Here is a 13,020-nt window from a genome sequence, read left to right on the forward strand (position 1 = left end):
TTGACTGATTTTATGTTAGTGGTGCTATTTTATTATTGTTGGGGGAATTAAAGAAACTCAATAGACTAAATTTGTAAATAAATAAACACCAAAATAATATAATGAAAAATAAGAAAGTATATATAATACTTGCCGTCGTGTTTGTCGTGTTGATATTTGTTTGGAGATTTTTTTCAGTATCAACAGGAGAGGGTTTTGATATAATGGCTGACGTCAAGAGAGGTGATTTTAGAGTTGAAATAACAAGTTCAGGAGAGTTGGAAGCTCTAAACTCTGTAGAAGTACTGGGGCCATTAGAAGCGAGAAGGTTTAGGGTCAATAATATTACCATAGAAAGCATGGTCGATGAAGGTACTGTGGTATCACAGGGTGACTTGATTGCTGAACTGGACAAGTCAGAACTTTTTGGTAGAATAGAAGACAGAAGATTAGATCTCGAACAAAGTAAAGCCCAATACGAACAAATCCAGTTGGACACTTCCCTTGTACTGAGACAGGAAAGAGACAATATCACAAACCTTGAATATATAGTAGAAGAGAGAAAGTTGGTCGTAGAGCAGTCACAATTTGAACCGCCGGCGATAGTCAAGCAGAATGAATATAATGTAGAAAAAGCGCAGAGAGACTTGGAGCAAGCCAGAGATAGGTATAGGGTGAAAATACTTCAAGAAAAAGCAAGGATGGTCGAAGTAGCTGCCAGAGTTCGCGAATACGAGAATGAAATGGCGCAAATGCAGGAGGTTTTGGAGAAGTTTACGGTAAGAGCACCTCAAAATGGGATGGTGATCTATCAATCGGTAAGAGGAGGGAAGATCAAAGAAGGTTCACAAATAAGTGCGTGGAATCCAGTAGTAGCGACTTTACCGGATTTGAGTAGGATGAGAAGTATCACCTACATCAATGAGGTAGATATCCGAAAAATAAAAAGTGGACAGAAAGTTGAGATTGGATTGGATGCATTCCCAGACAAAAAGCTTTCAGGAACTGTCACAAGAGTGGCAAACATAGGTCAGCAAAGACCCAATTCAGATGCTAAGGTTTTTGAGGTGGCTATCGTGGTCAATGAAAGTGATCCGCAATTGAGACCTGCAATGACGACTAGCAATATGATAATTGTGGAAAAAGTTGAAAATGTATTGCATGTTCCTTTGGAAGCAATAAACGTCCACAATGACAGTATTAACTATGTGTTTCTCAAGAATGGAACCAAGCAAGAAGTTCTTTTGGGTATGGCTAATTTGAATGATATCATCATAGAGATGGGATTGAACGAAGGGGAGAGGGTATTCTTGTCCACCCCTGATTTTGCCAAAGATGCCCCAATTAAATTGCTGCCTGAATTACAAGGGAAAAGGACTGAGATTTACAAGGAAGCTGCAGGTTTGGAAGATGAGGAGAAAAAAGAACAGCCAAGTGAAAATAGAAGAAGGAGGAGGGCACAGTGAAAAAGCCAGTGATTGATGAGAGATTGCTCGCAAATTTTTCCATAGCTCTTGAAGCAGTTATAGCAAATAGATTAAGGTCATTTTTGACTGCATTGGGGATTATATTTGGTGTAGCAGCAGTGATTGCAATGCTCGCTATTGGAAATGGGGCACAACAAGAAATATTGGAACAGATCAAGTTGGTAGGGGTCAATAATATTGTCATACAACCAATAGTAGAGCAGTTTGAGGAGAATGTAGGGGATGAATCTGACTTGGGAAAAGAAAGAAAGAAGTTTTCGCCAGGCTTAAGGTTGATTGATGTGGCATCAATAGAAAAAAACATTCCTGGCATCGCTAGAATCAGTCCCGAAGTGGTCTTGGAAACCAACATCGTCTATGGTGGTGTCAGAAGGTCCGCCAAACTTGTTGGGATTACTCCAGCTTATTTTGATGTTTTGGACTTCAAGCTTGATGATGGAAGATTGTTCAGTGAGGCTAACGAAATCAAAGGTGATCCTGTGTGCATTATTGGAAAAGCTGTTCAGCGCAAATTTTTTCCAAAAGAAAATCCAATAGGTAGGAAAATCAAAAGTGGAAGTCAATGGCTGGAAATAATTGGTATTATGGAAGAGCGCTTGGTTTCAGAGCAGAGTATTTCGAAGTTGGGGATTCGGGATTTCAACATGGATGTATATATACCTATCCAAAGTATGTTGATTAGGTTTAAGAATAGAGATTTAGTAACTGGTTATGACTTAGAATCAGATGAATCAAGTCAGAAAAATCCGAATTACCACCAAATTGATAAACTTGTAGTCCAGGTGGCAGAGAGTGAGTCGCTCAATCCTACAGCAGAAGTAATTTCAAAACTTTTGGCAAGAAGTCATAATGGAGTAGTTGATTTTGAGATTACAATTCCCGAATTGCTTTTAAAACAACAGCAACGTACCCAAAACATATTTAATATTGTCCTTGGAGCTATTGCAGGAATATCCTTGCTGGTAGGAGGGATAGGGATTATGAATATCATGCTGGCATCAGTGATGGAAAGAATAAAAGAAATTGGCCTAAGGCTTTCGTTAGGTGCAAAAAAATCCGATATTGTTAACCAATTCCTTTTTGAGTCCATTATGATCAGTGTTTCGGGCGGTATTATTGGTGTGATATTAGGTGTGATGCTGGCTTATGCAGTGTCCATCTTTGGAGACTTCCCCACAGTAGTCTCATTTGCTTCCATCTTACTTTCCTTTGGAGTAGCTGCCACAGTTGGGTTGATATTTGGAATAGCTCCTGCCCAAAAAGCAGCAAGTCAGGATCCAATAACTTCTTTAAGATATGAATAGAAAATTAATTCTTTGTGCCATTTGCGTAGGGTTTTTCCTATCATCAGCCAAAAAGGCATATTCTCAACAACAACTAGAATACACCCTAGATCAAATCGTGGCAAGAGCTAAGAGTCAATCACCTGCTGCATTGAGAGCTGAAACTCAAAGGGAAAACAGATTTTGGCAGTATAGGTTGTTTAAATCTAATTATAACCCACAACTGAGGCTTGGAGGGACAATCCCAAGTTACTCCCAATCTTTCAACAATGTGACTCAGCCCGATGGTACCATTGAATTTAGGGAGGTTAGGCAAAATTTCATGGATGTTAACTTAGGTTTGGAGCAGATAATTTCTCCGACTGGTGGGCTTTTGTCCGTGAACTCATCCACTTCTAGGTTTGATAATTTCTTGGTTACCGGTAACTCTCCACAGACAAGGTGGAGTGGCGTTCCTGTAAACATCCGATTGGAGCAGCCAATTTTTGCTTTTAATCCATTCAAATGGGATAAGAAAATTGAACCACTTGTATACGAGGAAAGTAAAAGAGAGTTTGTAGAGGAAATGGAAGGGATTAGTAGGATTGTCTCTTCTATGTTTTTTGATTATCTAGATGCTCAGATTAACCTTGATATTGCGAGAAAGAATTTAAGTAATTTTGAAGATATTTATAAGATAGAGCAAGGCAGGTACAATATTGGGACAACTTATGAAGATAAGTTGCTCCAAGTGCGGCTTCAGGTATTGCAGGCTCAGCAGCAACTTGCACAAGCAAGATTGGATATGGAAGACCGCTCTTTAAGGTTGAAATCATACGTAGGACTCAATGAAGCTACAGATTTGGTATTGGTAGCTCCTGCAGAAATTCCAATATTTGATGTGCCAGTGGATGAAGCTTTGGATAGAGCATATCAGAATAGATCCGAAGCCTTGGGTTTTGATAGAAGAAGATTGGAAGGTGAAGAAAGTGTCGCTAGAGCTAGGGGGCAGAGGTTTAATATGAATCTTGGAGCAAGCTATGGTTACAACAATGCGGCATTGATGTGGGGAGATATTTATTCTAACCCTAATACCCAAGCCTTAGTTAATCTAAATGTATCGGTTCCGATTCTCGATTGGGGAAGAAATAAAGCCCGAATGGGTCAGGCAATTGCAAACAAGAAATTGGTGGACTACACTGTCGATCAAGATATCATAAACTTTGAGCAATTGATATTTACAAAGGTAAAGAACTTCCAAATGCTCAAAGACAGAATGGAGATTACCAAACTTTCGGATGAAGTTGCCGATAAAAGATATGAAATATCACTTCAAAGATATCAGAATGGCAACGTTACCATTACTGATTTGAATATTGCACAACAAGAAAAGGATAGCAATAAAAGAGCATATATTCAATCCTTGCGAGATTATTGGACAGCATATTATGAAATGCGTGAGTTGACACTATATGACTTTGAGAATAAAAAATTGCTTTACCTTCCTGAGGAAGTAGAAGATTAGAAAATATTATAAGACCAAGATTCTTAAGATTCTTGGTCTTTTTGCTTTGGAAGCCTTTTGGCTTTTTTCAGCGCTTCATAGATTATCCATTCTATTTGACCATTCGTACTACGAAATTCATCCTCAGACCATTTTTCAACGGCTTTCATGAGTTTTTCGTCAATTCTTAGAGCAAAGGGTTTTTTAGCTGACATTACTTTAATTATTAATAGATAAGACCTCTTCTTCCGACTTCCACAATGCAATAATCTTCTCTATCTCCAAAGGTTTATGCGTACTGAAAGCATACTTTTTATTTTTTGTTTCCACTATAAAGATATGGTCTGAGAAATAAATGTAAGCTTTGATTTTTCTTGAAAATCTTACTCCAATACCACCATACTCAAGAATACCATCTGATTTTTTAACATAAACATTTTCTATTTCTTCTTTTTTAAACTTTGTCCACTTATTAAAGATTGGAGGATTTCTAAATGAAATGCCATAATCATCAACCCTCAGATCAAGTCTCATATTGAAGATAAGTGAAAATGCACCTATCATTATTGTTCCTATTATCAAAAGCATTTTCCCTCCATCTTCACCTAGATTTCCAGTAAAATAGAAAACAGTGAGTAAGATTAGTGTGGGCAATTCAATTAATATGATTGCCCACATAATAATGCTTCCACGAAAATCTTGCCTCTCGTTAAGGACCATCTTCTATTGGTTCAAGGTCCCTACATTCAAAACAGGACTAGCAGAGCGATCAGAACAAAGTACGACCATCAGGTTACTCACCATGGCAGCTTTTCTTTCTTCTTCGAATTCTATAATTCCTTTTATTTTCAAATCTTCCAATGCCATTTCGACCATTCCTACTGCTCCGTCTACGATCTTTCTTCTTGCAGCGACAATGGCCGTAGCTTGCTGTCTTTGAAGCATGGCGGAGGCTATTTCCTGAGAATATGCCAAATGGGAAATTCTTGCTTCTATCACTTTGATGCCGGCATGATGCAAGCGCTCAGAAATCTCGGCCTCCAAAGAATGATTGACATCTTCTACACCTGAACGCAAAGTGATTTCAGCATTTTCAGCTTCAAAGTCATCATACGGATATTTTCCTGCCATCTTTCTCACTGCAGCATCAGATTGTAGATGTATGAAATTTTCATAATCTTCTACTTCAAAAGTGGCTTTGAATGTGTCCTCTACCTGCCAAACGACAATTGTTCCGACCATTACCGGATTACCGATTTTATCATTTACTTTCAAGGGCTTGTTTTCAAAATTCCTTACCCGAAGGGAAATTTTGTTTTTTGTCATAAATGGATTTACCCAAAAGAACCCATTTGCCTTTACAGTTCCTTTGTAAGCTCCAAACAAAATCAGTACCATGGCTTTGTTAGGTTGAAGGGTGAAGAATCCAGGGAGGATTAAAATAAATCCTATAATTGAGAGAATAGCAGGGATTTTTGATCCGGTTGCGATAGAGAATGCTGCGGCAGGAATCAGTGCTATCGCTACCAAAACCATTAAATAGCCAGAAAGAGGTTTGATTGTTTTTTCCATATTGTATTGATATTAAATTGATATCATTACAATATACTTATTTTTCTAGAATAGGTTGTGTGTTCTGCCATATTTTTTAAAACTATCGAATATCTGGTGTTACTATTTATACCGATTTTGGGAATTTTTTATTCGATAATAAGGCTATTTAAAATAAGAGGGATACAAAGGGTTTAAATCAATCAATAGTCCAATAAAAAGCCCCTGATTCTGATTTTAGCATTTTATAGGATCCAAATTCACCGATTATTTCCGCTTCTTTTCCGATAAGGTCGGAAGGAAAAGTATTCTCGTTCAAAAAATCTTCTTTTAGGGATATCGTATTGCTCATATCTATTTTTGACAAAGGAGGTAAGTTTGAGCTGAGCAGATTTTGATGCAAGTATCCATTCTCTCCGTCAGGTAATTTTACTCTATACCAATCTGAGGTTTTGGCCAATGCAAATACTATTGTATTGTTAGTAAGCTGTGTAATAGTTGAAGACTGTGTATTGGGTTCTTGTCTTACAATCATATTTAATTTACGTCTTAAATATTACTTAAAAATGGTTAAATATTGTATTTTGTTGAAATGTTCATATTTAAATATTTTTTTTAAATAAACTAATTAACTATCGCTTTAAAAATTAGGAGGTTTTTTTTTTTTTTTTTTTTTTTTTTTTTGAAAAAAAATTGTTTTATGAAAAAATCTAACATTCTAAAATTTTTGATTTACCCAATAATAGTTATTGGTTGTAATTCTACATTAGAGGAACAAACACTAGTTCCTATTGACTCGACATTTGAAATGGTTGGTCAAACTTTGAAATTTAGTTCTCTTGAAGATTACGAAAATTATTTTGAGAATTCAGAAAAAGTTGACTTACCTGTTTTTCAAAGTTTGAAGTCTGTTTTCAACAGTAACCCTTCTAAAAGTGAATATTTAGGAAGGTTAAGTAAATCTGGCATAGAGAATTTGGAAGAGTTTAAAGACTCTAAAATTCTTGAATTGCTAGATGAAAATGGATTTGTAATCATCCATGATTATTTAATCCAATTGGATTTTGAAAATGGCGAAGCGTACGTAACTAAGGATCTTTCATTGAGAGAGAAAATTTTAAACCGAGATTTTAATAATCTCGATATTAATAAATTTAGTTTTGAAGATGATGTGCTTGGAATTCTATTTGGAGAAGATGAAGTGAAAAATGAAACTAACTCCTATATTGATGAGTTAGTTGTAAATGAAAATTTACGGATATCCTCTGGAGGGTGTCCTGGTTCATATCCTCCAGGTTCTTCTTTTCCTTCTATGGTAGGGAGTGGTTGTGATAGTAAGAAATGTGAATTTACGAGTATTTGGCAAGAGGGAAATTGGGAATTCAAAGCTGAAGCAAAACATGTATATCAAGCAGCAGCTGTTTATTTTAGGCTTAAAACTGAAGTTGCTCAATATAGAAGATCCATTGGAGGTGGAAGTTGGAGCAATTATGGAAGTGATAATATGAAAATAACCTATTGGGGTAGTTTTACTCCTAAAAACCGATCATGGCGTCCATTAAGTGGTTGTTATGATGAGTGTCAAGGTTGTTGGCCTCCACCTGCAAATAAACAAAAGGTTCAGAGAGTTTATCATGAAGCAGGTAGACGCTTGACTCAGTACAATTTATATGGTATAATTGACGTTTTCCTAGGAGGAGGAAATTATGGAAGTGGTTATCATGATACTTTTCAATTGTTCAATATTAAAAGAGACTAATCGATGAATTTCACAAAAATTTTGTTTATCCTAGGTTTTATATTTTTGATGTCCTTCCAAACCAAAGCTCAAAGTAGATTTGCAATTGGGGTACAAGGAGGTGTATCAAGATTGTCTTCTGAGACGATAGCAGTATCAGACCAACTCAATGGATTCAATGCGATTGGAAGCGAAGATGCAAATGTCTTTATATTTTCCAGGTATTATTTCCTGTCAAATTGGAGCGCTAGATTTGGAATAGGGGTTATGGGATTAAGTACTGCTCATCAATTCGAAAACTCTAAGTTTGGAAGGATAAATAATGGAGTTAACGGTCAATTTCTGTTGAGTATAGATAGGTTTATTCCTTTTGGTTCTAGTAATTGGGGAGGTTTGGTTTCTTTAGGCCTGAATGGTGTTTATCTAGGTGAAAGCGCAGGTGAAATCAGAAGGATAACAAGTGAAGAAGGTGCTAGGATCGGGGCACATTTAATTCCAGATGTAAATGGAAATGTAGGTTCAATTATGGGGCATGATGTTGAATACTTTACAAGAGATAGTGAAATCCTTGTTCATCTTAGACCTGAAGTAGGGATATATCGTAAGTTTGATAGGCAAATATTAGGTTTATCTTTTGTCTATGGTCATGCAATAGGGAAACCACTTTATAAAAATGATTTCAATAGAATTTCTCTACATCAGCAAGATTTTTCTAGTAAGCATCAGTTTAGCGGTTCTTTCGTTGCAGTTCAAGTTGGATATGAATTCCAGTTTTAGTAGATAATTTACCTTTGGGTTTCTTAACCGAATCCCAAAGGTATTTCTTCAAAAATTGATACTTTTCTTTGTACTCAAAATCAATCAATAGTCCAATAAAAAGCCCCTGATTCTGATTTTAGCATTTTGTAGGATCCAAATTCACCGATTATTTCCGCTTCTTTTCCGATAAGGTCGGAAGGAAAAGTATTCTCATTCAAAAAATCTTCTTTTAGGGATATAGTATTGCTCATGTCTATTTTTGACAAAGGGGGTAAGTTTGAGCTGAGCAGATTTTGATGCAAGTATCCATTCTCTCCGTCAGGTAATTTTACTCTATACCAATCTGAGGTTTTAGCCAATGCAAATACTATTGTATTGTTGGTAAGCTGTGTAATAGTTGAAGACTGTGTATTGGGTTCTTGTCTTAAGTTGGCTTTTGGGACGATGATTTTGTGAGGGCCTCCCAAATCAATGCTGTCCGAAAAGTTTGGTTCGGCAAGTTCTTTGGCACTTGCCAAAAATGGTAAAGGATCAACAGCTCCTCTTCCAGATTTGTAAATACCAAAATGCAAATGTGGAGGTGTTGTAATGGCGTTCCCAGTGTTTCCGACCAAACCAAGTGTGTCTCCAGGTTTGATTTTTTGACCTATACTGACCAATTGGCTGTCAAGGTGAGCAAAGTAATAGGAATACCCACTTGCAGCAATGCTTACTGTTTTGCCTCCTAACCGATTACTCCCGACTCGGGAAACCCTCCCTTCCGTCACGGCAACCACAGGGGTGCCTCTTGGGGCAAAAACATCCACTCCTTCATGTTTTCTCGCCCCACCATCTCTTGCCACACCAAAGAAGCTACCGATTGATTGGTGGTTTTTTCCTTCTATAGGAAATGCAAGGGAAGCATTGTAGGTTACTGCAATTTGAATGATGCCGCCACGAAACAATTCTGGCTGAACTCTAACACCATGAATCCCTGATTTGGTGACTTTGTATTTGATCGAATGCTGCTCTTTTGCAAAGTGAATATTTTTCTGACTTTCATCTGTTTTTTCAAAAACATCAATAAAGACCATTCCGCTTTGTTGAGAAATCTGTTCTACCTTTATTTCAATTTCTTGACCTTCTGTTACACTGTATTCCAAAAAAACAGCTTGTGGATTTGCGTTCTCAAATCGGGTAACTTCCTGGTAGGGCAATGAAATGGAAGAAGGGTTTAAGAGTGCTTTTTCTCCAGCTTCAATCCAATCTTTTCCCAATGCATAGCTTTCCATTCCAGCATTCTTCAGACTGTTTTCATAATCCTTATAGGGGCTTGAAGAGCCTAGAAGCTTGTCTATTTTGGTACCATTACAAGAAAATAACAGTGCGGAAAATATTAGGAGAAGGGCTGTGGATATGGTTTTCATAGTCGTAAATGATCAATAACCATGCTTACAATACATTTGACTAATTTTTATATCATTCGATTACCTGTGAAGATATCATACTTCCTGTGGAGAATTATGCTGATGCAATCAAGCATTTAGAAAACTCTTTGTCTAAAGGAGATCACTATTTCAATCAGTTTTTGGCAGACATGATTTATGATAAGATAGGGGATAATGATAAGGCCAGGTTTTATGGACAAAACGCTTTGAATAATTATCCAAAGCATTGGGTTGAGAAGAAAGAAAATTGATAGATGAGCTGCTTAAAACTCAGTTTTCGTTGGACTAACTTCTAAAGCAAAAAATAACCCTGCATGAAAAATAAAATCTTTCATGCAGGGTCTGCTTTTTTGTATTTCATAATTCGTAGTTCGGAATTCAATATTCAACATTTTAAATTTCGAAAACCGAAGAGTTCAATCAGAATTCTACAATCTACAATCTAAATTCTATAATTAAGTCAACATCGCGCCATCTACTTGCAGCACTTGACCTGAAATATAAGAACTCATATCTGAACCCAAGAAAACACATGCATTTGCCACTTCCTCAGGTTGACCGCCACGTCGCATTGGAATGGCATCTCTCCAGCCTTGGACGGTTTTTTCATCTAACACAGCCGTCATTTCTGTTTCTATGAAGCCTGGAGCCACAGCATTGCAACGGATATTTCTAGAACCCAATTCCAAAGCAACTGATTTAGTAAAGCCTACTATTCCAGATTTGGATGCAGCATAATTTGCCTGGCCTGCATTTCCTTTGATTCCGACTACAGAAGTGATGTTAATGATAGAGCCTGCTTTGGCTTTCATCATGGTTCGGGTAGCAGCCTTGACAGTATTGAAACAGGATTTTAAGTTTACGTTGATCACTTCATCCCATGCATCTTCGGTCATTCGCATAAGTAAATTGTCACGAGTGATGCCTGCATTGTTGATAAGGATATCCAAAGCTCCAAACTCAGCAACTACAGCATTTACAAGTTCATCAGCAGCAGCAAAATTGGAAGCATCGGACTTGAATCCTTTGGCTTTGATGCCAAAAGCAGCCAGTTCATTTTCCAAAGCTTGGCCTTTTTCTACACTTGACAAATAAGTGAATGCCACATTTGCTCCTTCCTGAGCATATCTGATAGCTATCGCTCTTCCTATACCTTTTGACGCTCCCGTTATCAGAGCTGTTTTCCCGCTTAATAATCCCATGGTTTATTTTCTTTGAATTTGTTTATGATTAAAGTCCAAAAATAATGAAAATTTATTTAGCACGCAGAGACGCAAAGGCGCTTTGTTAAATGGAAATCATAAGAACCAGGATGAATTTAAAGACCATTGACTACTCGTTTTATTCCGTCTCTAATTAGGTTTTCATTGAAATTAATTAATAAGCCTAGTTTAATGTTCGTCAATTTTAAATACGTCAATAACTGTTTGTAATGAACTTTTGAAAGAGATTCTACAGACTTTAATTCAATCAGTACTTTGTCCTCAACAATCAAATCTGCCCTAAATCCATTCTCAAATATCAAACCTCGCCATCTGACTTCAATTGGGGTTTGCCTTTCTACTTTTAATCCTTTATTTTTTAGTTCAAAGTACAAGATGTTTTCATATACATTCTCAAATAACCCCGGGCCAAGGTTAGTGTGTATTAGATAGCACGAATCTAAAATTGATTTAGAAATTTCATTTTCACTCATAAAACCTAGATTTGAGTCATAGAAAAATTTTCACCATGAATTTATAAAAATATTTCTGAACTTGACATTTATTATCAAAACACTTTTTCTTTGCGGCTCTGCGTGCAACAATATTACACAGTTCTTAATTTTTTTCTCTCCTTAAAAAGCTTATTTTTGCATAGCTTATTTGAAAATTAAAATGTTAAAAATATGTCTTCAACGAAATATGATGTGATTGTAGTGGGTTCTGGACCTGGAGGGTATGTAGCGGCGATCCGTGCATCCCAATTGGGTCTCAAAACCGCAGTGGTAGAAGCTGCCGAATTGGGCGGGATTTGCTTGAACTGGGGTTGTATTCCTACCAAAGCATTGATCAAAAGTGCACAAGTATTTGAATATATCAACCATGCTGAAGATTATGGCATCAAAGTGAAAGATGCAGAAGTAGATTTCAATGCCATGATCAAAAGAAGCAGGGATGTAGCCGGAGGAATGTCCAAAGGAATACAATTTTTGCTTAAAAAGAATAAAATAGACCAACTTTTAGGTTGGGGAAAAGTTCAGCCAGGTAAGAAAGTAGATGTTGAGGACAAGGACGGTAAGAAGACTACCTATGCTGCTGACCATATCATCATCGCTACTGGTGGTAGAGCTCGAGAACTTCCTGCTTTGAAGATTGACAATGAAAAAATCATTGGCTACAGAAAGGCTATGACTTTGGATACTAAGCCTACCAAAATGGTAGTCGTAGGATCAGGTGCTATTGGGGTTGAGTTTGCTTATGTTTATAATTCAATCGGAGTGGAAGTTACGATCGTTGAGTTTTTGGACAGGATTGTTCCAAACGAAGACGAGGAAGTATCCAAAGCCTTGGAGAAAATCTACAAAAAAGCTGGTGTCAAAATCATGACAAGCACAGAAGTGACAGCAGTAGATACAAAAGGAAAAGGTTGCAAAGTAACTGTAAAGGATAAAAAAGGAGCCGAATCGACAATTGAGTGCGATGTAGTACTTTCTGCCGTAGGTGTTGTGTCAAATGTGGAAAACATCGGATTGGAAGATGTTGGTATTTTGGTAGAAAAAGGAAAAATCAAAACTGACGAGTTCTACAAAACAAATATGCCAGGTTACTATGCAATCGGAGATGTAGTAGCTGGGCCTGCATTGGCACACGTTGCTTCGGCCGAAGGGATTATTTGTGTAGAGAAAATTGCAGGACACCATCCTGAGGCACTTGACTATAACAATATCCCGGGTTGTACTTATTGTATTCCTGAGATTTCGTCTGTTGGATATACAGAAGCGCAAGCCAAAGAAGCTGGGTATGAATTGAAAGTTGGTAAATTCCCATTCTCTGCATCTGGAAAAGCTTCTGCTGCCGGTGCCAAAGATGGATTTGTAAAATTAATTTTTGATGCAAAATATGGGGAGCTGCTTGGTGCACATATGATAGGTGCCAATGTAACCGAAATGATCGCTGAGATCGTTGCAGTTAGGAAACTGGAGACTACAGGAATGGATCTGATCAAGACAGTTCATCCACATCCGACCATGTCAGAGGCAGTGATGGAAGCAGCAGCTGCGGCATATGGAGAAGTGATTCATTTGTAATTTCTAAGAATAAATTATAATATT

General features: G+C 37.2%; 14 protein-coding genes. 7 read left to right on the plus strand and 7 right to left on the minus strand.

The annotated features are described in order from the left end of the window. Positions 1-101 precede the first annotated feature (101 nt). The 3 genes from MM236_RS12145 to MM236_RS12155 are packed head-to-tail and all read left to right on the plus strand — an operon-like array spanning position 102 to position 4,253. Positions 102-1,445 carry an efflux RND transporter periplasmic adaptor subunit gene (locus MM236_RS12145; RefSeq protein WP_241275248.1) on the plus strand — a complete coding sequence of 448 codons (1,344 nt, stop codon included), beginning with the start codon at positions 102-104 and terminating at the stop codon, positions 1,443-1,445. Continuing rightward, a complete protein-coding gene (locus tag MM236_RS12150) occupies positions 1,442-2,770 on the plus strand; it encodes an ABC transporter permease (protein ID WP_241275249.1) in 1,329 nt (442 codons plus the stop codon). The genes MM236_RS12145 and MM236_RS12150 overlap by 4 nt, the downstream gene beginning before the upstream one ends. Beyond that, positions 2,763-4,253, plus strand: a complete 1,491-nt coding sequence (locus MM236_RS12155) for a TolC family protein (protein WP_241275250.1) — start codon at positions 2,763-2,765, stop codon at positions 4,251-4,253. Before MM236_RS12150 ends, MM236_RS12155 begins: the two co-directional genes overlap by 8 nt. Before the next feature lie 23 nt (positions 4,254-4,276). On the opposite strand, the gene MM236_RS12160 is transcribed toward MM236_RS12155, so the two are convergent. From MM236_RS12160 to MM236_RS12175, 4 genes are all read right to left on the minus strand, one after another. After that, on the minus strand, positions 4,277-4,447 hold the full coding sequence (locus MM236_RS12160) for a type II toxin-antitoxin system antitoxin (RefSeq protein ID WP_241275251.1): 171 nt from the start codon (positions 4,445-4,447) through the stop codon (positions 4,277-4,279). A gap of 4 nt (positions 4,448-4,451) precedes the next feature. Continuing rightward, on the minus strand, positions 4,452-4,952 hold the full coding sequence (locus MM236_RS12165) for a hypothetical protein (protein ID WP_241275252.1): 501 nt from the start codon (positions 4,950-4,952) through the stop codon (positions 4,452-4,454). Positions 4,953-4,955: 3 nt separating this feature from the next. Next, a complete protein-coding gene (locus MM236_RS12170) occupies positions 4,956-5,804 on the minus strand; it encodes an SPFH domain-containing protein (protein ID WP_241275253.1) in 849 nt (282 codons plus the stop codon). Between the two features lie 178 nt (positions 5,805-5,982). Next, the gene (locus tag MM236_RS12175) at positions 5,983-6,318 is read right to left on the minus strand and encodes an SH3 domain-containing protein (protein ID WP_241275254.1); all 336 of its coding nucleotides are present in this window, start codon (positions 6,316-6,318) and stop codon (positions 5,983-5,985) included. Between the two features lie 147 nt (positions 6,319-6,465). Here MM236_RS12175 and MM236_RS12180 point away from each other — a divergent pair, with 147 nt between their 5' ends. After that, a complete protein-coding gene (locus tag MM236_RS12180) occupies positions 6,466-7,542 on the plus strand; it encodes a hypothetical protein (protein WP_241275255.1) in 1,077 nt (358 codons plus the stop codon). A gap of 3 nt (positions 7,543-7,545) precedes the next feature. Continuing rightward, positions 7,546-8,298 (plus strand): hypothetical protein, encoded by a 753-nt coding sequence (locus MM236_RS12185; protein ID WP_241275256.1) that lies wholly within the window; start codon positions 7,546-7,548, stop codon positions 8,296-8,298. Between the two features lie 80 nt (positions 8,299-8,378). Here MM236_RS12185 and MM236_RS12190 read toward each other — a convergent pair whose 3' ends face one another. Continuing rightward, the gene (locus MM236_RS12190) at positions 8,379-9,686 is read right to left on the minus strand and encodes a peptidoglycan DD-metalloendopeptidase family protein (RefSeq protein WP_241275257.1); all 1,308 of its coding nucleotides are present in this window, start codon (positions 9,684-9,686) and stop codon (positions 8,379-8,381) included. 86 nt (positions 9,687-9,772) lie between these two features. On the opposite strand from MM236_RS12190, the gene MM236_RS12195 reads away from it, so the two are divergent. Further along, the gene (locus MM236_RS12195) at positions 9,773-9,958 is read left to right on the plus strand and encodes a hypothetical protein (protein WP_241275258.1); all 186 of its coding nucleotides are present in this window, start codon (positions 9,773-9,775) and stop codon (positions 9,956-9,958) included. A gap of 204 nt (positions 9,959-10,162) precedes the next feature. On the opposite strand, the gene fabG is transcribed toward MM236_RS12195, so the two are convergent. Then, entirely contained in the window at positions 10,163-10,909 is a 747-nt protein-coding gene (gene fabG / locus MM236_RS12200; protein ID WP_241275259.1) for a 3-oxoacyl-[acyl-carrier-protein] reductase, read from the minus strand. Positions 10,910-11,025: 116 nt separating this feature from the next. Then, positions 11,026-11,403 (minus strand): GxxExxY protein, encoded by a 378-nt coding sequence (locus MM236_RS12205; RefSeq protein ID WP_241275260.1) that lies wholly within the window; start codon positions 11,401-11,403, stop codon positions 11,026-11,028. Positions 11,404-11,595: 192 nt separating this feature from the next. On the opposite strand from MM236_RS12205, the gene lpdA reads away from it, so the two are divergent. Beyond that, the gene (lpdA, locus tag MM236_RS12210; RefSeq protein WP_241275261.1) at positions 11,596-12,996 is read left to right on the plus strand and encodes a dihydrolipoyl dehydrogenase; all 1,401 of its coding nucleotides are present in this window, start codon (positions 11,596-11,598) and stop codon (positions 12,994-12,996) included. The last annotated feature ends 24 nt before the right edge of the window (positions 12,997-13,020 follow it).

The organism is Belliella calami, from assembly GCF_022549695.1.
GTDB lineage: Bacteria > Bacteroidota > Bacteroidia > Cytophagales > Cyclobacteriaceae > Belliella > Belliella calami.